We start from the raw sequence: 22,479 nt of genomic DNA, 5'->3' as shown, positions 1-22,479 counted from the left end.
ACAACGACTTTCCCATTCTATATAATGATTAGCAGCAATGCATTTGCGAATACGTACCCGTGACCGAAGAGGTGAATCGAATGTTTCAATCGTTGCAATATACAGGCAGTTTGGAAGACAATTACGAGACGCTGCTGCGGCAGTTGGACGCGTTGCTGGAAGGCGAGACGAGCCTGATCGCCAACCTGGCCAACGCCTCGGCGCTGCTGAACCAATTTTTAAACGAAGTGAATTGGGTCGGTTTTTATTTGACGGAAGACGATAGCGGCGAATTGGTGCTAGGTCCGTTCCAAGGCTTGCCCGCTTGCGTTCGTATTCCTTACGGCAAAGGCGTGTGCGGAACGGCGGCGGCCAAGGCCGAGACGATCGTTGTGGCCGATGTCCATGCGTTTCCCGGACATATCGCCTGCGACGCCGCATCCCGTTCCGAAATCGTCGTCCCATTAATAAAAGACGGCAAGGTGATTGGAGTATTGGATATCGACAGCCCGATCGAAGGCCGCTTTCAAGAGGCCGACCGCATATATTTGGAAAAGTTTGCGGCAAAGCTGTTGGATCATCTAAGGTAGCCTCGGGAGAAACTACGGTTAACACGATCTGCCATAAGGAGGCGAAAGCCGTTGTTTCAACCGACCGTTTGGCCCGAGGATCCGCCTCCGGTAGAAGCCGTCCATTGCCGGAAGTGCGAGCTTGCCTGTCAACGTTCCCGAGTCGTTTGGGGAGAAGGCAATCCGGACGCTCCGATATGGATTATATTGGATAATCCCGGGGAACGGGAGGACCGCGAAGGCAACCCTTACGTCTGCGGCACCAGACAAACGCTGCAATATGCCGCTTACGAAGCAGGGTTTGCGCAGAACGACCTGTATGTGACTTATGTACTGAAATGCCGCCCGAGAAGAAAATATGATAAGCCGAAAGCGCGCGCGATCTGCATGCAGCACATGAAAGAGCAGGAAATGGCGAAGAAGCCGCAGTTGGCGCTCTGTTTGGGCAATGTGGCCGCACAATCCTATTTGGAAAATCCGGATGCCGACGTACGAACGCTTCGCGGAACGTGGACCGAGGTGCGCGGCGTTCCGACTACGGTTTCGTATCACCCTCTCGCCGTCCGCCGCAGGCCGAATCTCATGCCGTACTTCTTGGAAGACTGGCGGCGTGTCGCCGCATACTACGGACGCGGCTGATGTCGTTTGGCGAATTCGGCCAAATGATCGGCGAATACGTTGACCGCCAGCGATTCGGACGGCTCGGCCGCTTGTACGATCGAGCAATTGCGCACGAAACGCCGGCTTTTCACTCGGATCGGGCATATTTCTCCTGCGTCCAGCGCCTTGTTTACAACGAGATGCGACAGGACGGAGATGCCGAGTCCCGAAGCGACCGCTTCCTTGACGCCTTGATTGCTGCTGAAAATGAAAGAATGCTTCGCGCGCAATTGCAACTGTTCGAGGACGCGGTCGGAAAACGCCCTTGTGCCGGACCCGCTCTCGCGGAAAATCCATATTTGATCCTGCAGCATCCCGGCTTCAACCGACGGCAGCAGCGTCAAAGGATGATCCGGCGGAGCCACTAAAAGCATTTCGTCCTCCATAAAATAACTTACTTGCAAATCCGAGTAATGCACTTGGCCTTCGACAAGGCCGAGATCGAGTTCGCCGCGGTGAACCGATTGGGCGATCTGTTCCGTGTTGGCGATAATCACTTGCACGTCTACCTGCGGGTGCGAAGCGGCAAATTGCGCCAGCACCCGGGGCAAAATATATTCGCCAAGCGTAAAGCTTGCCCCGATTTTCAGCGCGCCCGTTACGACGTCCTGGAGCAAACGAATCTGCTGCTTGGCTTCTTCGTACAGCGCGAGAATTTGTTTTGCACGTTGATACAAAATATTGCCCGCTTCCGTTACTTTTACATATTTGGGGGAACGATGGATCAACTTCGCGCCGAACTCGTTTTCCAAATTGCGGATATGCAAGCTGACGCCCGGCTGCGATATATTCAGCGCTTCGGCAGCGCGGGAAAAATGGCTGTGCTCTACAACGGCAGCATATACTTTTAATGTTTCCACGATCACCGTCTGAACCCTCCGATGTTTCTGAAGTAGTTCCATTGTATCTTTTTTACCATAAAGCTACAATGCGGCGTAGCCAGATGCGGTGCAAACCTGTTAAAATGGTACTTGTCCGCAGCAAACATTTTATGATGAAAGGGGAGGAAGGCCTGTGGTGAAGTATGTTGTCTTCGATTTCGACGGGACGTTAGCCGATTCTAGAAATATTGTCATCGAATTGATTCAGGAGCTTGCTGCCAAATACGGATACGATCCGATTAAGGAAGAGGAGATCGAGCAACTGCGTTCGATGTCGTTAAAAGAGAAATGCCGCAGACTGGGCGTTCCGTTATATCGATTGCCTTCGCTCGCCGTCGAGTTTCAAACGAATTTTCGACAAAGAATCGGCAAACTTTCTTTCTTCGCGGGAATTCCGGATTTAATCCAATCATTGATTCGGCGGGGACTGAAGGTCGCTATTATTTCTTCGAACGCAGAGGAGAACATTAAAGAATTTCTGCAAAACAACGGCATGAAAGAATGGATTGACGATATTATTTGCTCCAGCAATTTATTCGGAAAAGACAAGGTGATCAACAAGTTTTTGAAAAAAACGAAGCTGCGTCCGGCCGACATCGTCTATGTGGGCGACGAGCATCGAGATATCGCAGCCTGCAAAAAATGCGACGTGAAAATCGCAGCCGTCTCGTGGGGCTTCGATACGGTCGACCTGCTCGAGAAGGCGGAGCCGGAGCGGATTGTCCATCAGCCTGATGAAATTTTACAATGGGTGGAAACGCTGAGAACGGCGGAATCATAAGCGCGAAAACATCTTCATTCGGATACCGGGGAAGATGTTTTTTTTCGTTGCGATCAATCTAAAACGAACCCATTTATATGCGTAAAAGTGCAAAAAAACTGTAGAATGCTCCCTTTGAAATGTCGATGGAGACTGCTATAATAATTTTTATGAACCGTATCGAATGTCAATAAATAATTTGTTTCAATAGGGGGATACATGATGGGCGCAACGATTAAAGTCGGCATTGTCGGCTACGGCAATTTGGGACGCGGGGTGGAACTGGCTCTGAAGCAAAATCCGGATTTTCAACTGGAAGCGATCTTTACGAGAAGACAACCGAGCGAAGTTTCGGGCAACGCTCTGATGAAGCATATTTCCGAAGCGGAGAACTATAAAGGAAAAATCGACGTCATGATTTTATGCGGCGGATCGGCTACGGATTTGCCGGATCAAGGGCCGCAATTTGCGGCGATGTTCAATACGGTGGACAGCTTCGACACGCATGCGAAAATTCCGGAATATTTCGAGAAAGTGAACGAAGCGGCTGTCAAGGCGGGCACGATCGGCGTCATCTCCACAGGCTGGGACCCGGGCTTGTTCTCCTTGAACCGGTTGCTGGCGCAAGCGGTATTGCCGGAAGGCAAAGAGTACACGTTCTGGGGCAAAGGGGTCAGCCAAGGCCATTCCGATGCGATCCGCCGCGTGGCAGGGGTGAAGCACGGCGTACAATACACGATTCCGAGCGAGGAAGCGGTCGGGAAGATCAGAGCGGGAGAGACGCCTGAATTAACGACCCGCCAAAAACATTTGCGCGATTGCTACGTCGTGGCCGAGGAAGGCGCCGATCTGGAGCGTATCGCCAACGAGATTAAATCGATGCCGAACTATTTCGACCAATACGACACGAACGTAACGTTTATTAGCGAAGAAGAACTGAAAGCGAACCATTCGGCGATGCCGCACGGGGGGCTTGTGTTTCGCAGCGGCAAAACCGGGGCGAACAACACGCAAATTATCGAATTCGGCCTGAAATTGGACAGCAATCCCGAATTCACGGCGAGCGTTCTCGTCGCTTGCGCCAGAGCGGCTTATAAACTGTCCTCCGAAGGGCAGTCCGGGGCGAAGACGGTATTCGATATCCCGTTCGGATATTTGTCTCCGAAATCGGCGGCGGACTTAAGAAAAGAATTGTTGTAATATGGTGCGGGCGCGTATCCGACAGGATATGCGCCTTTGCTCTATTCGCGGGGGTGAAGGAGTGCCGATATGAAACCGATCTATCTAAAACGAATATACGATGCGCCGGACATAGCGGACGGCAAACGCATCTTGGTGGACCGGATTTGGCCGAGAGGGATGAGCAAGGAGCGGGCCGGGCTCGCGTTATGGATGAAGGAGATCGCGCCGAGCCGGGAACTAAGAATTTGGTTCGGCCACGATCCCGGGAAGTTTGCGGAATTTCGGAAGCGGTATAGGCAAGAACTGGACGGCGATCCGGAGAAACGGCAGTTGGTGCGGCAGCTTCGATCGTGGGCGGAGACGGAGACGATTACGCTCGTCTATGCCGCGAAGGATGCGGCGCATAACCAAGCGGTCGTGTTGCGGGATCGGATTGCGGAAGAAACGGCGCTCTAGGCCGGCCGGAGGGCCGCTCGAGAGCGCCGTTTGCGATTAAATCAATAGATTGAAGAGAACCGGATCGTTATTGATCTCGGTATACTGGACGCCTTTCTTTTTCATCCGTTCGATCAAGGCGTCGTAATCTTCCTTATGCTTCAATTCGATGCCGACCAGCGCCGGACCGTTGTTTTTGTCGTTCTTCTTCGTATATTCGAACCGGGTAATATCGTCGTTCGGACCGAGCACATCGTCGAGAAACTCCCGCAGCGCCCCCGCGCGTTGCGGAAAATTGATGACGAAGTAATGCTTCAAGCCTTCGTAGATGAGCGAGCGCTCTTTAATTTCCTGCATCCGGTCGATATCGTTGTTGCCTCCGCTGACGACGCAAACGACCGTCTTGCCTTTCATTTGATCGCGGTACAAATCGAGCGCGGCGATCGTCAACGCTCCCGCCGGTTCGGCGACAATCGCGTTTTCGTTATATAGATCGAGAATCGTCGTACATACTTTCCCTTCGGGTACGGCTACAATATCGTCGAGCACTTCCCGGCAAATGCGGAAGGTGAGATCCCCGACTCGTTTCACGGCCGCTCCGTCCACGAACTTATCGATATTGTCCAGCGCCACGATCGATTCCTGTGCGAACGATTCCTTCATGGACGCGGCACCTTCGGGCTCGACGCCGATCAGCTTCGTGTCCGGGCTGACGGCTTTCACGTAGGTGCCGACGCCGGACGCCAGCCCGCCGCCGCCGACGGTCACGAAGATGTAGTCCGCAGGCTCGTCCAGCTTCTCGATAATTTCCATGCCGACGGTGCCGTTGCCGGCAATGATCTTCGGATCGTCGAACGGATGAACGAACTTCATGCCATGCGTTTCGCAAGTTTTCACCGCTTCGGCATAGGCGTCGTCAAACGTATCGCCGGTCAGTATCACTTCGACGAACGAACCGCCGAAATTTTTCACCTGGGCAATTTTTTGACGCGGAGTCGTGCTCGGCATGAATATTTTTCCCTGAATTTGCAGCGCGTTGCAGGAAAAGGCGACGCCCTGCGCGTGATTGCCCGCGCTGGCGCAGACGATGCCTTGCTTCAGTTCTTCCGGCGACAAGCTGCGTATCAAATGATAAGCGCCGCGAATTTTGAACGATCGGACGACTTGCAAATCTTCCCGTTTCAAGTATACGTTGCACTCGTATTTATCCGACAATTTGGCGTCCCGCTGGAACGGGGTCTTATTGATCACATTTTTTAGGGCATGATGGGCGACAATGATTTCTTCCATGCTTACGGCTTTCGGGGCGGCATTCTGATTCATTTCGGGTCCCTCTTTTCTCTCTAAATAACGATTGTAGTAGTTATAACGCTAGCCGTCCCGATTTGTCAAGTTGCAGGATTCAAGCAAAAGAGTTGTAAGTAGCGAATTCGCCCGTCGGTTTGCGGTATCCCCGCGGTCTTTCGCTCGAAACGTCGGCTTTGCCGATCGTCATCAGCATGACCGGCACATATTGTTCCGGGGCGTTCGGCGTTTCGCGCATCATGTCCGGATCGAAGCCGATCGTCGGTATTCGAATGGTATGCGGTTGATTCAAGGACAAACGAAACTACTAGCGTTTGAGGAGAGGCTCTTCTCCGGAACGGACCGGAGAAGAGGAGTATGAGTATGATCCTTTAAGATTGCGAGGCGGAGGCGGAAGCTTCCCGCAGCTTCCGGTCGGAAGGAAGCAGTACCGTCAACAGCCCGAGCAGCGGCAAATAGGAGCAGCATTTCATGACGAAGCCGATGCTGGTCGCGTCGGCGAGATTGCCCAGCACGGCGGCGCCGATCCCTCCCAAGCCGAACGCCAGGCCGAAGAAAATGCCCGATACCATGCCGACTTTGCCCGGCAGCAGTTCATGCGCATAGACGAGTATAATCGAAAAGGCAGAGGCGAGAATGAATCCGGCGCAAATGAGCAAGATGATAGAGAACGCCAAGTTCGCATAAGGGAGCAGAAGCGCGAACGGAGCGGTTCCCAGAATGGAAAACCAGATCAAATTCCGTCTGCCGTACCGATCGGCCAGCATTCCCCCGAACACGAGCCCAAGGACGTTTGCAGCCAGGAAAGCGAATAATACCATTTGCGCCTGCTGGATCGATAAGCCGAAATGGTCGATCACAAAAAATGAATAATAATTGGTGATGCCTGCGACATAGACGTTTTTGGAAAAGACGAGCAGCATCAAAATCGTGATGGCGAACGCGACGCGCGTTTTGGACAAACCGCTTGTTACGGCAGGCTTTGCGGCGGCGCTCTTCCTCTTGACTTGCGAATAGGCGAGCTGCTTGCCGTACCAACCCGCAACGTAATACTGGATTAAAATCGCCGCGCCTGCAGCAATCGTAAACCAGATCGCGCCATGCTGTCCCAACCGGACAAATAAAAGCGCGGCCATAACCGGCGCGAGCGCCTGGCCGATATTGCCGCCGAACTGAAAGATCGATTGCGCGAGCCCTTTTTTCGGCCCGGCCGCTAAGTAGGAAACGCGCGACGATTCCGGGTGGAACACGGCGGAACCGATGCCGATCAGCATGACCGAAAGCAGGACGATCCAGAAGCTGGGCGCGATCGATAGCGCGGCTACGCCGAACAGGGTGAACAGCATCCCGATCGGCAGCAAATACGGTTTGGGACGAGCGTCGGTGTAGAGCCCGATGAGCGGCTGGAGTACCGAGGCGGTGGCGTTGATCGTGAACGAGATCAGTCCGATTTGCGTAAAGGTAAGAGCGAGCGAATCTTTCAAGATCGGAAAAATCGCGGGCACTACCGCTTGAATCGTGTCGTTCAGCAAATGCACGAGGCTGACGGCGAACAGAATCGGATAGACGGTTTGTAGCGGGCGCGCTGCTTGCGCGGCCTGTGCAATTGCCGGTTTTGTTGACATGTCGGTCACTCCCTGAAAATATAAAATAAAAAACCGATTCGCTCCTTCCGCCGATCGATGCGCGGCATGGGAGGAAAAGGTTTTTGCAGCCATTATTTTGGTTATTTTAATGCCGTTTCCAGAGGATTGTCAACAATTATTTTGTGGCTGTTTTCCGGCCGGGTGTGCGGCAAATCTTCGCAAGGCCGTTATTTTCCTTTTTTGTTTTTCCGGTCCGAAGTGCGGGTCGTCGTGTTTTGGCGGGCATGTCCTTGTTGTTTGGCCATCGTCGGTTTGTCACCCCCTCTTCCTTAGTATGAAGCGGAGGGGGAGTTCTATTCCGCATGGCGGAAACGTTCTTGATCCGAGAGCGCTATGCCGGTATAAACTTAGTTTGATAATAGGAGATGATTGCATGGATCAGAAAGAAATGCGCGTGTTTGTCGCTCTTCCCGTTCCTCAGGACATGCGTGCCGCTTTGAGCGAATGGTCCCGGCATCGGAAGCGGGAATTTTCGTTTCAAAAGTGGGTGCATCCGTCCGATTACCATATTACGTTGAAATTTCTGGGCAATACGGCTCCGGCCGTCATCGAGCGGCTGCACGGCGATCTCATGCGCATTGCCGTTGCGACCGATCCGCTGCGGTTTGCGCTGCATCATTTCGGCACGTTCGGCGAGAGTTCTTCGCCGCGCGTACTATGGGCTGCCGTGAACGGGGATGTGGAGCCGCTCCGCCGTTTGCAGCGCCAAGTGGAAGAGGCCTGCCGCGCTTACGGCTTCGAGCCGGAGAATCGCCCTTACCGCCCGCATATTACGCTCGCGCGGCGCTACCGGGGCGTGCAGCCGTTTCGCCCCGACGGGTTGTCGAGCGAATCCGGAACGCCGGTATCGGACGATTCGGTTCAATCCGTTGACAGTATGGTTCTGTACCAAACCCATATGAACCGCGAACCGATGTATGAGGCAATCGGGCGGTTTCCTTTTGCGGCGGGTTCATTATAAGCGGCTCCTGCGCTTGCTGTGGGGTCTCCGTTGGAAAACATCCAATTGAAATGGCCGATTTATAGGTAAAAGCGGGTCGCTATTGGAAATGATCCAATGGACTTCGTCTTTTCGCGTCCTTGTCCGATTTTTTGAAGATTTCATTGTACATTTTCCAATGAAAAGGTTGTATAGCGTAGGCAGAGCGGAGAAACATTGGACAAAATCCAATAGAGTCACACCGGCGTTACATATTATAGCCTTTCCAGCCGAGGGTAGCATAGGATGATCTATAGGTTAACGGATTTTGGAGGCTTTATTGCGTATCAAAACGCCGTCTTGGCGAAGTTAACGGGTTTTGAGGGCGCTATTTTGTCGAAACATCGCAAAACTTAACCTTCTCAGGCCGATCGCGGTATGATAACGGTTCGAAAATCCGTTAAGTCCGAAAAATCGACTGAAATTTGAAAAATAGGGCCTTGGAAATCCGTTATATCTTTGAGGCGCCGACCCAGCTAGAAAATGTAAGGCAATTCTAATGCTAGTTTCAATGGAAATGTTAGCGGCATGCTTGGTTCGCGGACAGAGAATGCGTTATTTTGCGTTTTGTCTCCATATGGGACGGAAAGGCGGACAGACGATCCGCTATTTGTGGCAAATCGGCCTAAAATGGCTCGTTTAGCGACAAATAACGGAACGTATGTCCGCATAACCTGCTTAAAGGCTCATTTTACCCGAAATAGAGGATTCTGTGTCCGGCTTCAAGCCGCCGCACTGTTACTGACGCCAATTCCAGGGGTAATGGAGCGCGGTGTTCAAGGTCCGAGCGCGATGCCCGAGACCCGAGAGCGATGACGAGGCCCCGAGAGCGACGTCAAGGTCCGAGCGCGATGCCCGAGACCCGAGCGCGATGCCGAGGGCCTCACGTCAGGGTCCGAGCGCGATGCCCCGAGACCCGAGCGCGATGCCGAGATCTGAGTACGCATCAAAGTTGAGCGGCCTAACGCCCCCGGCCTCAAAAATTCGGGCCTCCGATGCCGTCTTCCACGATCCGCTGCGAATCGTCGTTCTTCTTCCCGTCCGAACCGCCTTCGCCGCCCGCATTGACGGCGACGAGCTTCGGCTGAGGCTGATACGTGTCCCGCGACACGCGCTTCGTATCGACGACTTTGCCGCCTTTGCGCTCGATGCGGTACGTGTCGACGACAAAGCCTTGTTTGCCGGCTTGCAGCACCTGCTCCTTGCCTGCGGGCAAGCTCGTGTTGCGCACGTATTTCACCGGCGGATCGAGCACTTTCACGGTTTCGGACTTCACTTCATAGGTTACGTCTTCCGGCAGCGTCCCGAACAGCTTGACCGTGAGCCGTTTATTTTCTACCGAGGTGCGGATGAGCAGCGATTTGCCCGTCGAATTTTTAAATCGAAAGTTGATATACCCATCCGCGAAGGTCGCGTCCTGCCCGATCGGCAAATAGCTGACAGGCAGCGAATGATTCCGTCTTTCCACGATTTCCAGGCCGGACAGCAGCGCGGCTTTGTACAGCGTGCTCGACACTTGGCAAATGCCGCCGCCGATCCCCGGCACGAGCTTGCCGTTATAGATCACCGGCGCTTCGCGGAAGCCGTATGTTTTCTCCGTCTCCGCGATTACCTTTCCGTAATCGAACACTTCGTCAGGCTCGAGAATCATGTCATGAATGGTGAGCGCCGCCGACGTCACATTATGCGACCGGCCTTCTTCGCTCGTTTCAAAGCTCGTCGTAAATTCGACGATTTTACGTTCGATCCCTTCCTCCTTGAGCGAGGCGACCGTAATGGCCGGCGGGGTTGAGGCGAGAGGCACGCGCAGCGAAATTTTGTTGCTATTATTCATGTCGTTGAACATTGTAAAATCGGCTGGCAGGATTTCCGCGATATTGCGCTCAAGCTCCGGCCATTCGATACGGTATGCCAACTGCTCCGGAACATAGCGCACCTCGTCGTCCTCGGTAATCCACCGGACCGCATCGACCGCGTCGCTCATCGTCCGCCGCTCCCAATCCGGGGTGAATACGGACTTGATCCGGCTTGCATCCCACGCCACCCGCAAATCGAAGCGAAGCGGCATCGAGTGGCGGTATTTGACGCGTTCCCACGTGTTTCCTTCCCATAAGCGCAAGATGCCGCTTTGCAGCTCGTCTTTATTGAACGTTACGCCCAACTGCTTGAACGTAAGCGTTTCGGACTTCGTTTTCGGCTCGCTTATCGTGAAGACGACTTGTTTATTCGCAAATCGTTCCTCGTAAACGTTTAATTTTTCGACAAATTGCTCCGCCGTCAACCCTCCGACTTCCCAATTGGCGATCCGGACGCCGGCCGGGATCGTCTTTTGCGACGCATAGCTATGCAGCCAACCCCACAATCCCACAACGATCAAAAAGACGAACGCGACAACGATAAACAAATAATGGACCCGTTTCAAGATCAGCTTCACCCTTTGCTCTTCTCGTCACTAACCTCCGAACGTTTGCAAAGCCGGCTTTGGGGCGCAAAGAAGTTGCCCGGAAGCGAAAGGGCATCCGTGCGATTTTCTTTTTCCGGAGGTCATTCCTCATGTATATGCGCGCTATGCGAAAAGCTTTCGTCCCGGCCTAAAAAGTAACAAGGTTGTAACGAAACAGTAAATATTTTGATGAAAATCGTCGGGTTGCAAGAGGAATTAAGCAATATATGTCGAATATATAAAGGCTAACTATGTATGGGAGTGATAACGTGATAGAACTGCAAGACGTGTGGAAAACCTACCCGGACGGCACACATGCATTAAGAGGAATTTCCGTTCGGATCGACCGTAACGAATTCGTCTATGTGGTCGGCCCGTCGGGAGCCGGCAAATCGACGTTTATGAAATTAATTTATAGAGAAGAAGTTCCAACAAAAGGACAAATATCGGTAAACGGGTTCAACGTCGGCAGGCTGAAGCAGCGGAAAATTCCGTTCGTACGGCGGAATATCGGGGTTGTGTTCCAAGACTTCCGGCTGCTGCCGAAATTGACGGTATACGAGAACGTCGCGTTCGCGATGGAAGCGATCGAGGCGCCGCGCCGCATCATTAAACGCCGTGTCGTGGAGGTGCTGGACCTTGTCGGATTGAAGGGAAAGGCGGGCAGCCTGCCCGCGCAGTTATCCGGCGGGGAACAGCAGCGGGTGGCAATCGCCCGGGCGATCGTGAACAACCCGTCGGTGATTATCGCCGACGAGCCGACAGGGAACCTCGATCCGGAAACGTCCTGGGGCATTATGAACCTGTTGGACGAAATTAATTTTCGCGGCACAACGATCGTGATGGCGACTCATAACAAGGATATCGTCAACTCGCTTCGCAAACGCGTTCTTGCGATTGAACAAGGGCTTATTGTGCGCGACGAAGTGCGGGGGGAGTACGGTTATGACCTTTAATACGTTTACCCGTCACATCCGAGAAGGCAGCAAAAACGTAATCCGCAACGGGTGGATGTCGTTCGCTTCGATCAGCTCGATCGTCATTTCCTTGTTTATATTGGGAGTGTTCGTAATACTGGCGCTTAACGTCAACGCTTTGAGCGACCAGATCGAGAGCAAAGTACAAATTCAGGTCTATCTGCAAAACGTATCGACAGAAAAAATACAAGCATTGAAAACGGAAATCGGCAATATACCGGAGGTCAGCAAAATCGACTATATTTCTAAAATGAGAGGAATGGAATTATTTCGCGAAAGTTTAGGAGAAGACGGCGCGGATTTGCTCGACGGATATAACGAGGAGAACAATCCGCTGCCCGATTCGTTCCTGGTGGAAGTATACGAACCGACTACGGTGCCGCTCGTCGCCAAGAAAATTAACGGCATCAACAAGGTGGATACGGCCGAGCCGATCATGAAGGTGAAATACGGGGAAGGCACCGTCGAGAAGCTGTTCGCGGTGACGAATACGATCCGCAACATCGGGCTGATCATTGTAGCCGGATTGGCCGTTACAGCCATGTTCCTGATCTCGAATACGATCAAAGTGACAATATTGGCGCGGCGCCGGGAAATCGGCATTATGAAGCTCGTCGGCGCAACGAACCATTTTATTCGCTGGCCGTTCTTCGTGGAAGGCGCGCTGATCGGATTGATCGGTTCGCTTATCACGATCGGGCTGTTGTTTCTGGGCTATTACCGATTGGTCGATTCGACGCAAAACCAGCTCGGCCTCATGCTGATCAAGCTGGTCCCGCTGCAAGACATGTGGATGCAGGTCGGGTTGCTGATGCTATGTTTGGGCGTTTTGATCGGAATATGGGGAAGCACGATTTCGATTCGAAAATTTCTGAAAGTATAAACATTCGTACCGGGAGGAGAGAAAATGAAGAAAATCGCAGCGATGCTTATCGCCGCCGGTTTGTTGTTCGCCGTTTTGTACCCGACGTCCAGCGAAGCGAAATCCAAAATTGACGAGATTAACGCGGATTTGAAAAAAATCGAACAAGATATAAAGAACGCCCAAAAAGCGAAAGACGACGCGGAAGCGACGAAGAAGCAGGCGATACAGCAAAAAGCCGCGACCGAGCAGGAAATCAACCAAATTATGAAGGAAATTTCCAGCGTGAGCGACGAGATGGTCAACGTCATGCTGCAAATCGACGATAAAGTCGACGAGTTGCATGTGACGGGACAGCAGCTGCAAGAAGCGACGGATCGCGTCATCGCGCGCGGACAGTTGCTCGATTCCCGCGTTCGGTTAATGTATATGAACGGCTTCGTGTCTTACCTGGATGTACTGATGAGTTCGACGAGCTTTTCCGATTTTTTGGACAGGCTCGATACGCTGCAAACGATCGTCGGCCAGGATAAAGAAATTTTGGCCGCCCATAAGCGCGACAAAGCACTAATCGTCGAGAAAGAGAAGCAAATTAAGAAAGACCTGGAAGAAGTGAAAGTGCTCTATGCGAAGCTGGAAGACACGAAAAAGAACCTGGTCGCCAAAGAAAAGAAAAAAGAAGTGGCCATCGCCAGCCTAAATCAAAAAATCGAAGAGTCCGAAGAAATCAGCGAAGCGCAGGAACAAGCGGTGATGAAGCTGGCCAAGGCGCGGGCGGAGAAATATGCCGCGCTGGAGAAAGAGAAGAATAAAAACAAAAAATCGAACAAAACGTACAAGGGCGGCAAACTGGGCATGCCGATTCAAGATTTCGTACGCATCTCTTCCCCGTTCGGTCCGCGCACCCATCCGGTAACCGGGCAAAAATCCAAGCCGCATAACGGCATCGATTTCGCCGCTCCGAAAGGCACATCGATATTCGCGGCCGAAAGCGGCACGGTCATCGTCGCGCAGGAAACGAGCGGTTACGGAAATACCGTCATTATCGACCACGGCAAAGGAGTCTGGACGCTGTACGGTCATATTCGCAACGGCGGCATTAAGGTCGAGAACGGCCAATCCGTGAAGAAAGGCGAGAAGATCGCCGAAGTCGGAAGCACCGGCGTATCGACAGGCAATCATCTGCACTTCGAAGTGCGTATTAACGAAAAACCGGTGAACCCGGCTGGATATTTGAACTTATAATTTGAACTTGTCATCGGAAGTTGGCATTGGAAAAAACTTAATAATCAGTACAAGCTTGACATATACTATAATGATAAAGAGGAATTGCGCAGGGAACGAGCGGATAACCCTGTTAGAAAAAGGCGGTGAACCGTGTGATATTTAAAGGCCGTACGGTATTCGTATTTGTGCTGCTGACGATGTTTGCGACCTCCTTGTTGACGGTAACGTTGGTGAACACGCCCATCTTTGCCAATCAAGGCGAGCGAATGGCGTCGTCCATGGCGGCGGAGGGCTTGACCAAACAAGAATTTGAGAAAATCAATACGACGCTGAAACTGATCGAAAGCCGCTTTTATAGCGATGTGGACCGGACCAAAGTGATCGACGGCGCCATTAACGGCATGATGAGCTCGCTGCAAGACCCTTACTCCGTATATATGGATAAAGAAGTAGCCGACGAGTTCTCGTCGAGCAGCATTGAAGGGGCCTTTACCGGAATCGGCGCGGAAGTGACGCTTGAGGACGGCAAAGTCACCGTCGTCTCGCCGATCAAAGGCTCTCCGGCGGAGCGGGCGGGCATTATGGCCAAGGACGTGTTGATCTCCGTGAACGGAGAGAAGCTGGAAGGGCTGAAGCTGAACGATGCAGTCGCGAAAATTCGCGGCCCGAAAGGGACGAAAGCGAAAATATTAGTGAAACGGGCCGGCGTGGCCGAGCCGATCGAATATGTCGTCGTGCGCGAGGAGATCGATCTCGAGACGGTATATGCGCAAATGCTGCCGGATAAGATCGGGTTGATCGAAATTAGCCAATTCTCGATGAAGACGGCGAAGCGCTTCGGCGAGGAATTGAAAAATCTCGAATCGCAAGGCATGAAGGGCCTGGTGATCGATGTGCGCAACAACCCCGGGGGAGTCGTGCCGGTGCTGATCGAAATCGCGGAACATTTCGTGCCGAAAGGCAAAGTGATTTTGCAAATGGAAAACCGCGAAGGGAAGCGGGAGCAACAGTTATCCAAAGGAAGCTCCAAACCGTATCCGGTGACCGTGTTGATTAATAAAGGAAGCGCGAGCGCGGCGGAAATATTGGCGGTCGCCTTGCAGGAAAATCATGTCGGAACGCTCGTCGGCGAAACGTCGTTCGGCAAAGGAACGGTTCAAGTCAGCTATACGGAGGAACTGCGGGACGGAAGCTTGCTGAAAATGACGATCGCCAAATGGTTGACGCCGGACGGCAATTGGATCCATCATCAAGGCGTCAAGCCGGACATCGAAATTAAGCCGCCGGATTACTACTATGCCGTTCGTCTTTCCAAAGAGCGGGATTTGGCTTACGACATGAATAACGACGATGTGAAAAACGCGCAAGTTATGCTCGATGCGCTCGGGATGAAGCCGGGACGCAAGGACGGATATTTCAGCCAGCAAACGAAGTCGGCCGTAGAGAAGTTCCAGCGGCAAAACGGTCTCCATGCGACCGGCGTAATCAATTCCGAAACCGCGGAGAAATTGGAAGATGCGGTTCGCAAGCTGCTGGAAGATCCTAAGAGCGATGTGCAATTAAATAAAGCGGTCGAAGTGCTGCGGAAGGAAATCCGCTAGTCCGCGTCGAATACGTAGAAGGTTGGCGAAGTTCAACCTTCTTTTTTTTTGCGCGGAATAGGAGAGTGGGGACAATGGAATTTGCGCTTGAAACGCTTCAAAATATAGCCGAAGCTATTGTACGGATGTTGATGCAGCCGTTTTTCTATATTGCGATTTTGTTCGTTTTTTTGCAGTACCGCAGACAGGTGACGATGGAACGGAAGCTGTTTCACGTCCGGATGCACGCTTGGAGCAGCCAGATATGGCGAACGCTGCTCGGAGGCATTGCGGCCGGGATCGCCGTCTCGATCGCATTTGTGTTTCTCGGCATCTCGTTGTCCCCGGCGGGGATGATTTGCATATGGGCCGTCGCGCTGGTGCTGCTGTTATTCCGGGTTCGCTATTTATGCTTGGCGTATTCGATCGGAATATTAGGAATCATTCGGTTTATTCTCGGCTTTTTTCCGGCGCTGGAGAGCGGCGTTCCCGCGTGGCTGGGGGTTGTCGTACAAACGGTTCGGGAACTGGATATTCCGGCCTTGCTTGCGCTTGTCGCTTTGCTTCATCTGGCGGAAGCGCTGCTGGTCCGGTATCAAGGTGCGCGTTTTGCCGGTCCGCTGTTCTTCGCGGGGAAACGCGGCAAATTGATCGGCGGCTATCAAATGCAAGGATTATGGCCGGTTCCGCTCTTTATGACGATTCCGGCGCAAACGGCGGGTACGGTATTGCCGTGGACCCCGTTCTTCGGCGGCGACGCTTGGCTGGGGGGCTGGGCGATGATCGCATTTCCGGTCGTCATCGGCTTCTCGGAAATGACCCAATCGCGACTGCCGCAAGAGAAAGCGCGCGTCAGTTCCTCGCGTCTGCTGGCATACGGGGCTGTCGTCTTGGCTCTGGCTGTTGGCGCCGAGCTGTGGAGTCCGCTGGCGATCGTTGCGGCCGTCGCCGCATTGGCGCTGCATGAGGGATTGACCTGGTACAGCGGCAAGGAGGAAGCGGCGCGCAGCCCGCTATTCGTCCACGATAGCCGCGGCCTGCGCATCTTGGCCGTCCTGCCAAGCGGACCGGCAAAAGACATGGGGATTCGGGCGGGAGAGACGATTCATAAAGTGAATGGAGTCCGCGTCCGGACGAAAGAAGAATTGCATCAGGCGTTGCGGATGAATTCGGCGTTTTGCAAGCTGGAGGTGCTCGATCTGGCCGGGGAAAGCAAGTTTTTGCAGCGGGCGATTTATGCCGGGGATCATCACCAGCTTGGCGTCGTGCTGGCGCCGGATCAGGATGCGGCTTATTATGCGGAAACGAGGCAAGTATCGCTTCTTGGCATGATCAAAGTAAAGATCGGAGGGCTTGCCGCGGGAAGCGGCCGTAAGCGGCAAGACGAGACGGAAACGTTGCAATAAAGGAAAAACAGTTCTAAAGTACTATGGCAGATGCGACTTTTCTCATTTTCGAGAAGTTGGATTTTTTACCACAATGGAATTATCTCTGAAAAGGTGAGTGAAAACGATGAAAACAGTAAAGTGGAGGCAATGGATTGCAGCCGGTTTGGCAGGCATGCTGATCATTTTGGCGGGATGCCAATCCGTCGGAGGCTTCGCAGTCGATCGTGTGCTCGAAAACAATTTGAAATCGACCTCTTCCGAATCGAGCTTATCCTACTCGATAGAGCTTGTAGTGAAAGAAGGAACGGTCTTGACGGGGGAAGAGGCGGAAATGGTCCGCTTGATCAATTCGTTGAAATTATCTGTCGATCATATGAAAGTGCAAGATCCCAACCGTTTATCCGTAAAAGGTTCGATAGACTATCAGGATCAATCCGTTCCGTTTCTTATGACGGTGAACGAATCCGACATGCTGTTATGGCTGGAAGGGGCGCGGAAACCGATCGCGTTCTCGAACGCGCCGACAGACGAATGGGGAGAAGACTACGCGCTGCAATATCGGCAATTGCAGGAGCAAATGCGGCAAGCCGCCCCGACGGTCGCTTCCTACTTGGTGAAGCATTTGCCGAATCCGAATGTCGTTTCCGTGACGAACGTAACCGAGAAGGTACACGGGGAAAGCCTGAATTTACATAAGCTGCATGTTGAAATCAAAGGCGACGAAATGATCGGCCTTGTGAAAAAAATGCTCGAAAGCATCGCCAAGGATGAAGCGGGTTTAAAAGAAATAATCGGCGTGCTGTATGACGTATACTACCCGATCATGACCCAGGCGATGGATCTGTACGGGGAAGCCGAAGATTCGGAATCGTCGCTCGGCGCCGGTTTGATCAAAAATAAAGAGGCCGCCGTACTCATGTTATATGAATTGATTCGCGAATCGCTCGATCATGCGTTGGCGGATTTCGACAAGGAGACGGCAAAGTGGCTGGAGCAGGAGAAAGAACTGAAGCAAGTGCTTAGCAAAGACACCTCGCTCGATATCGATCTGTTCGTCGATAATCAAATGCGGATCCGCAAGCAAAATGTCGCCTTTACGATTGCAATGCCTGATGCGGCCGATGTTCCGTTCGGAAAAGTGATCGTCCGCGCGGAATCGGAAACGTGGAATATCAATCAACCCGTTCAAGCGGATACGATTGACGCGAAAGGCGGCGTACTGCAGTTCGGCATGTATGCGTCCGGCAGCAAGCTGACCGCCAATTTCGAGAAAGACTCGACCGTTTACCGCATCTTAAAGGACGATTTGAAAGTAACGCAAAAGCAATTCTATATTGCGCAAAACGACGAGCTTTATTACGATTGGTACGATTTGACGTGGTCGATGCTTGACGGCGCGGCGATGGTTCCGATCTGGGCTTTCGCGGATCAATTGGAAGCCGATGTAACATGGGTTCCTCAATACAAGCAGGTTGTCGTAGACGATCCGATCACAGAGCTTTCGCTCCGGTTTACGATCGGGTCGGATACGGTTTATGTGAACGGTACGGCGCAAACGATGAGCCAGCCGGTTACCGTCGATGCCGACGGCACCGCTCACGCTCCGCTTCGCTTCCTGGCAGAGACGCTCGGAGCGGAGTTGAAATGGGACGAAGAGTATAAAGAATTTATCGTGACGCGCGATTAACCGAAACGGAAAATCCCCTGTAAGCCTTGGCGGGCCGCAGGGGATTTGATTCTTTATTGCATCAGTTTTCTTAAAACGATAATCTCGACGCGACGGTTTTTCTGCCGGTTCGATTCGTTATCGTTGGGGGCGATCGGGTGCGTATCGGCATAGCCGGCAATTTGAAACTGCTTGGCGTCAAGCCGCTCCTCGTCGACGAAATGCCGCAGGACGGAAAGCGCGCGCGCAGCGGACAAGCCCCAATTGTCCGTATAGGTTCCGCCCGGTTGGATCGGCAAATCGTCGGTATGGCCTTCGATGCTGATCGTCGTATCCAATTGAGCGAATAGGCTGGCCAGCTTGGCCAAAGTCGGCGCAGAGTCGGCCTTTACATCCGCCTTGCCAAGATCGAACAGGAATTGGTCGCTGAGCCGAATGGCGATTCCTTTCGGCGTATCGGAGACGAGTACCATTTGCTCCAATTGGTGCTCCTTCACATAATCTTCAATGACATGCTTCAATCGCCGCAAATCTTCTTCCTGTTTGCGAAAAGCCAGGTCAAGCTCTGTCGGCACATAGCCGGTTTCTTGCCGGTTTGCTTGCGAAACCTCCGATCGATCGCCGCGGTCCGGCTCTCCGGCGATCGACGTTCCTTTGTCCAATAACGAATCGCCGTTGCGGAACGTAAGCTGCAGCGTCTGCGAGAGCGAGTCGTATTTATCCGCGTCGATCTTGCTCATTGCGAACATGACGACGAAAAAGATGAGAAGCAGTGTAATCAAATCGGCATATGTAATGAGCCAACGGTCCTGCGTGCCGCCGGGATCGTTTTTCCTTCTTCTACTCCTGCGTCTCATGGGTCATCACCTTTTTCTTTAACAGCGGCAGCGCGAGCTCGGGATGTTCCGCGGCCAGGAAGGATTCCAGCTTCTTGCGGACGAGCAGCGGATTGTCGCCCGCTTGAACGGACAGAACGCCGTGAAACAGCAATTCCATCTGCAGCAATTGTTCCGCGCTGCGCGCCCGAATTTTGGAGGCGATCGGCAGGTACAGGACGTTGGCGCTGGCGACGCCGTACAGTGTCGCCGTAAACGCGACGGCAATGGAAGGCCCCAAGGCGCCCGGGTCGGTTAGGCTGCCGAGGACGTGGATCAGTCCCATCACCGTGCCGATAATGCCCATCGTCGGCGCGTAGCCGCCGGCCGATTCGAAAATTTTGGCATAATTCTCGTACTTTTGTTCGGCCGCATCCATTTCCAGCTCCATAATTTGCTTTACCAGTTCCGGATCGGTGCCGTCGACAACCATCAGCAAGCCTTCCCTAAGAAAAGGATTGGGATGCGCGGCGGCCTTCTTCTCGATTGCGAGCACGCCGTGCCGCCGGGATTCGGAAGCGAGCGCCGCCACATCCTCGATCAACTGCTCCATGTTGTCCCGGGGCCGCATAAAGGCGAACTTCAACGCCGCCGGCACGGTTCTTAGCCTGCTCCAGGGGAAGCTGACGATAACGGCCGCGAAGGTGCCGCCGAACACGATTAAGGCGGCGGTACCGACGAACAGTCCGCCAAGCTCTCCCCCTTCCCATAAAAAACCCCCGATTAATGCCGCGATGCCGGCCAAAATGCCGATAATAGTCGTGAGATCCATGTTTTCAATACACTCCCGTTTTCTATGATTGCCGTTCCGATGCGATGTCTTCAACGATGAGAAATGAGGCGCTATATTTTAATTTGCATCATTTTACGGAAAAAGGTATAATATATGGGAACAAATATTCTTATGTCAGGAACGAACTTCCTTTTTGTTATATCGGGAAGTTGCAAAATAAAGTTTAGAACCATATTCTACACGGTATTGGGGAGTATGCGCAATGAGCGATATTATCGTAAGTTCGAAGTCATTTGAAATCGAATCGGAATATACTCCGCAAGGGGATCAACCGAAAGCGATCGGACAGCTGGTGGAAGGCGTGAAGCAAGGCCTGAGGCATCAAACGCTGCTCGGGGCGACGGGGACGGGCAAGACGTTTACGATTGCGCAAACCATCGCCAAACTGAACCGCCCGACGTTGGTGATCGCTCACAATAAAACGTTGGCGGCGCAGTTGTGCAGCGAATTCAAAGAGTTTTTCCCGAATAACGCGGTCTCGTATTTCGTGAGCTACTACGACTATTACCAGCCGGAGGCTTACATCCCTTCCTCGGATACGTACATCGAGAAGGATTCGAGCATTAACGACGAGATCGATAAATTGCGCCACTCGGCAACCAGTTCGTTGTTCGAGCGGCGCGATGTTATTATCGTAGCAAGCGTATCTTGCATTTACGGCTTAGGATCGCCGAAGGAATACGGAAGCCTGGTATTGTCGCTTCGCGTCGGCATGGAGAAGCCGCGCAACGAAATTTTATCGAAGCTGGTGGACATTCAGTACCAGCGCAACGATATCAATTTCATACGCGGTACGTTTCGCGTACGCGGCGACGTCATTGAAATATTCCCGGCGTCGAGAGACGAGCATGCCGTTCGCGTCGAGCTGTTCGGAGACGAGATCGAGCGCATTACCGAGATCGACGTATTGACGGGAGAATTGGTCGGCGAACGGGAGCATATCGCCATATTCCCGGCGTCCCACTTCGTTACGCAGGAAGAAACGATGAAGGTCGCCTTGAAAAATATTGAGAAAGAGCTGGAGGAGCGGCTCGAAGAGCTGCGCGCGAACGGGAAGCTGTTGGAGGCGCAGCGCTTGGAGCAGCGAACCCGTTATGACATCGAAATGATGTCCGAGATGGGATTCTGTTCCGGCATCGAGAACTATTCGGGGCCGCTGACGTTCCGCGAGCGCGGCGCAACGCCGTACACGCTGCTTGATTATTTTCCGGACGATATGCTGGTCGTCATCGACGAGTCGCACGTCACGCTGCCGCAAATCCGGGCCATGTACAATGGCGACCGCGCGCGGAAGGAAGTGCTCGTAGAGCATGGTTTCCGTCTGCCGTCGGCGCTCGACAACAGGCCGCTGCGGTTTGAAGAGTTCGAGGAAAAGGTAGGGCAAATCATATACGTTTCCGCTACGCCGGGACCGTATGAGCTGGAACATTGCCCGACGATGATCGAACAGATTATCCGCCCGACGGGCTTGCTCGATCCTGTTGTGGAGATCCGTCCGACGAAAGGGCAAATCGACGATTTGATCGGAGAAATTCGCGACCGGATCGCGAAGGACGAGCGCGTTCTCGTCACGACGCTTACGAAGAAAATGGCGGAAGATTTGACCGACTATTTGAAGGAAATCGGCATTAAAGTCCGGTATTTGCACTCGGACGTCAAGACGTTGGAGCGGATGGCCATTCTGCGCGATTTGCGCTTGGGGACGTTCCATGTCCTCATCGGCATCAACTTGCTGCGCGAAGGCTTGGACTTGCCGGAAGTGTCGCTTGTGGCGATCTTGGATGCCGACAAGGAAGGATTTTTGCGCGCGGAACGCTCGTTGATCCAAACGATCGGCCGTGCGGCGCGCAATTCCGAAGGGCATGTCATTATGTACGCGGATAAAGTGACGGAATCGATGGATAAGGCGATGAAGGAGACGGAGCGCCGCCGCTCGATTCAAATCGCGTATAACGAGGAGCATGGCATTACGCCGCAAACGATTCGCAAAAAAGTGCGCGATGTTATTGAGGCGACGAAGGTCGCCGAGCAGAAAGCGGATTATTTGACGGACGCCGCCAAACAGAAAATGTCGAAGAAAGACCGGGCTTTGATGATCGAACGCCTGGAGGCGGAAATGAAAGAAGCGGCGAAAAATTTGCAATTCGAACGGGCCGCCGAGCTGCGCGACGCGCTGCTTGAGCTTCGCGCTCAGGATTAATCGCGGCATTTCGCGAAGGATCCGGGCTTCTGAACGGTTTGAATCTTTCAATATCGGCCAACACTGATGATA

At 53.0% G+C, this 22,479-nt stretch carries 20 protein-coding genes; 13 read left to right on the top strand and 7 right to left on the bottom strand.

From position 1 onward, the window contains the following. The first annotated feature begins 80 nt into the window (after positions 1 to 80). Together KQI79_RS09625 and KQI79_RS09620 are read left to right on the top strand one after the other, a co-directional pair. Complete coding sequence (locus KQI79_RS09625) at positions 81 to 569, top strand: GAF domain-containing protein (RefSeq protein ID WP_216538017.1); 489 nt, start codon at positions 81 to 83, stop codon at positions 567 to 569. Between the two features lie 51 nt (positions 570 to 620). After that, the gene (locus tag KQI79_RS09620; protein ID WP_216538016.1) at positions 621 to 1,187 is read left to right on the top strand and encodes a uracil-DNA glycosylase; all 567 of its coding nucleotides are present in this window, start codon (positions 621 to 623) and stop codon (positions 1,185 to 1,187) included. On the opposite strand, the gene KQI79_RS09615 is transcribed toward KQI79_RS09620, so the two are convergent. Next, positions 1,172 to 2,074, bottom strand: a complete 903-nt coding sequence (locus KQI79_RS09615) for a LysR family transcriptional regulator (protein ID WP_216538015.1) — start codon at positions 2,072 to 2,074, stop codon at positions 1,172 to 1,174. The two genes, KQI79_RS09620 and KQI79_RS09615, sit on opposite strands and share 16 nt — an antisense overlap. Before the next feature lie 151 nt (positions 2,075 to 2,225). Here KQI79_RS09615 and KQI79_RS09610 point away from each other — a divergent pair, with 151 nt between their 5' ends. From KQI79_RS09610 to KQI79_RS09600, 3 genes are all read left to right on the top strand, one after another. Then, positions 2,226 to 2,870: an HAD-IA family hydrolase gene (locus tag KQI79_RS09610; protein ID WP_367398160.1), complete on the top strand. Its 645-nt coding sequence runs from the start codon at positions 2,226 to 2,228 to the stop codon at positions 2,868 to 2,870. Positions 2,871 to 3,071: 201 nt separating this feature from the next. Then, positions 3,072 to 4,049 carry a diaminopimelate dehydrogenase gene (locus KQI79_RS09605; protein WP_216538065.1) on the top strand — a complete coding sequence of 326 codons (978 nt, stop codon included), beginning with the start codon at positions 3,072 to 3,074 and terminating at the stop codon, positions 4,047 to 4,049. A gap of 69 nt (positions 4,050 to 4,118) precedes the next feature. Beyond that, positions 4,119 to 4,487: a DUF488 domain-containing protein gene (locus tag KQI79_RS09600; protein ID WP_216538013.1), complete on the top strand. Its 369-nt coding sequence runs from the start codon at positions 4,119 to 4,121 to the stop codon at positions 4,485 to 4,487. Between the two features lie 36 nt (positions 4,488 to 4,523). Here the strand turns inward: KQI79_RS09600 and ilvA are convergent, their stop codons facing one another. From ilvA to KQI79_RS09585, 3 genes are all read right to left on the bottom strand, one after another. Continuing rightward, the gene (ilvA, locus tag KQI79_RS09595; RefSeq protein ID WP_216538012.1) at positions 4,524 to 5,789 is read right to left on the bottom strand and encodes a threonine ammonia-lyase IlvA; all 1,266 of its coding nucleotides are present in this window, start codon (positions 5,787 to 5,789) and stop codon (positions 4,524 to 4,526) included. Positions 5,790 to 5,868: 79 nt separating this feature from the next. After that, complete coding sequence (locus KQI79_RS09590; protein WP_216538011.1) at positions 5,869 to 6,063, bottom strand: nitroreductase family protein; 195 nt, start codon at positions 6,061 to 6,063, stop codon at positions 5,869 to 5,871. Between the two features lie 79 nt (positions 6,064 to 6,142). Beyond that, positions 6,143 to 7,396, bottom strand: a complete 1,254-nt coding sequence (locus KQI79_RS09585) for an MFS transporter (RefSeq protein WP_216538010.1) — start codon at positions 7,394 to 7,396, stop codon at positions 6,143 to 6,145. 394 nt (positions 7,397 to 7,790) lie between these two features. On the opposite strand from KQI79_RS09585, the gene thpR reads away from it, so the two are divergent. Beyond that, a complete protein-coding gene (gene thpR, locus KQI79_RS09580) occupies positions 7,791 to 8,378 on the top strand; it encodes an RNA 2',3'-cyclic phosphodiesterase (protein WP_216538009.1) in 588 nt (195 codons plus the stop codon). 994 nt (positions 8,379 to 9,372) lie between these two features. On the opposite strand, the gene KQI79_RS09575 is transcribed toward thpR, so the two are convergent. After that, positions 9,373 to 10,830: a VanW family protein gene (locus KQI79_RS09575; protein WP_367398159.1), complete on the bottom strand. Its 1,458-nt coding sequence runs from the start codon at positions 10,828 to 10,830 to the stop codon at positions 9,373 to 9,375. Between the two features lie 278 nt (positions 10,831 to 11,108). Here KQI79_RS09575 and ftsE point away from each other — a divergent pair, with 278 nt between their 5' ends. The 6 genes from ftsE to KQI79_RS09545 all read left to right on the top strand — a co-directional run bounded on the left by ftsE (position 11,109) and on the right by KQI79_RS09545 (position 18,560). Continuing rightward, positions 11,109 to 11,795: a cell division ATP-binding protein FtsE gene (gene ftsE, locus KQI79_RS09570; RefSeq protein WP_216538008.1), complete on the top strand. Its 687-nt coding sequence runs from the start codon at positions 11,109 to 11,111 to the stop codon at positions 11,793 to 11,795. Next, a complete protein-coding gene (gene ftsX / locus KQI79_RS09565; protein ID WP_216538007.1) occupies positions 11,785 to 12,699 on the top strand; it encodes a permease-like cell division protein FtsX in 915 nt (304 codons plus the stop codon). Before ftsE ends, ftsX begins: the two co-directional genes overlap by 11 nt. A gap of 24 nt (positions 12,700 to 12,723) precedes the next feature. Further along, positions 12,724 to 13,923: a murein hydrolase activator EnvC family protein gene (locus KQI79_RS09560; protein ID WP_216538006.1), complete on the top strand. Its 1,200-nt coding sequence runs from the start codon at positions 12,724 to 12,726 to the stop codon at positions 13,921 to 13,923. A gap of 134 nt (positions 13,924 to 14,057) precedes the next feature. Further along, complete coding sequence (locus KQI79_RS09555) at positions 14,058 to 15,506, top strand: S41 family peptidase (RefSeq protein WP_230192888.1); 1,449 nt, start codon at positions 14,058 to 14,060, stop codon at positions 15,504 to 15,506. A 74-nt stretch (positions 15,507 to 15,580) separates the two neighbouring features. Continuing rightward, positions 15,581 to 16,891, top strand: coding sequence for a PDZ domain-containing protein (locus KQI79_RS09550; protein WP_216538005.1), 1,311 nt, complete (start codon positions 15,581 to 15,583; stop codon positions 16,889 to 16,891). 106 nt (positions 16,892 to 16,997) lie between these two features. Then, a complete protein-coding gene (locus KQI79_RS09545; protein WP_216538004.1) occupies positions 16,998 to 18,560 on the top strand; it encodes a copper amine oxidase N-terminal domain-containing protein in 1,563 nt (520 codons plus the stop codon). Positions 18,561 to 18,613: 53 nt separating this feature from the next. Here the strand turns inward: KQI79_RS09545 and KQI79_RS09540 are convergent, their stop codons facing one another. Together KQI79_RS09540 and KQI79_RS09535 are read right to left on the bottom strand one after the other, a co-directional pair. Further along, positions 18,614 to 19,396, bottom strand: a complete 783-nt coding sequence (locus tag KQI79_RS09540; protein WP_216538003.1) for an OmpA/MotB family protein — start codon at positions 19,394 to 19,396, stop codon at positions 18,614 to 18,616. Next, positions 19,380 to 20,186: a flagellar motor protein gene (locus KQI79_RS09535; protein WP_216538002.1), complete on the bottom strand. Its 807-nt coding sequence runs from the start codon at positions 20,184 to 20,186 to the stop codon at positions 19,380 to 19,382. Before KQI79_RS09535 ends, KQI79_RS09540 begins: the two co-directional genes overlap by 17 nt. Before the next feature lie 223 nt (positions 20,187 to 20,409). Here KQI79_RS09535 and uvrB point away from each other — a divergent pair, with 223 nt between their 5' ends. After that, positions 20,410 to 22,407 carry an excinuclease ABC subunit UvrB gene (gene uvrB / locus KQI79_RS09530; protein ID WP_216538001.1) on the top strand — a complete coding sequence of 666 codons (1,998 nt, stop codon included), beginning with the start codon at positions 20,410 to 20,412 and terminating at the stop codon, positions 22,405 to 22,407. Positions 22,408 to 22,479: the final 72 nt, after the last annotated feature.

It is taken from the genome of Paenibacillus sp. MSJ-34 (genome assembly GCF_018918005.1).
Lineage (GTDB): Bacteria > Bacillota > Bacilli > Paenibacillales > Paenibacillaceae > MSJ-34.
Note: the sequence above shows the minus strand (reverse complement) of the source record. Positions and strands in the feature narration are given on the sequence as shown.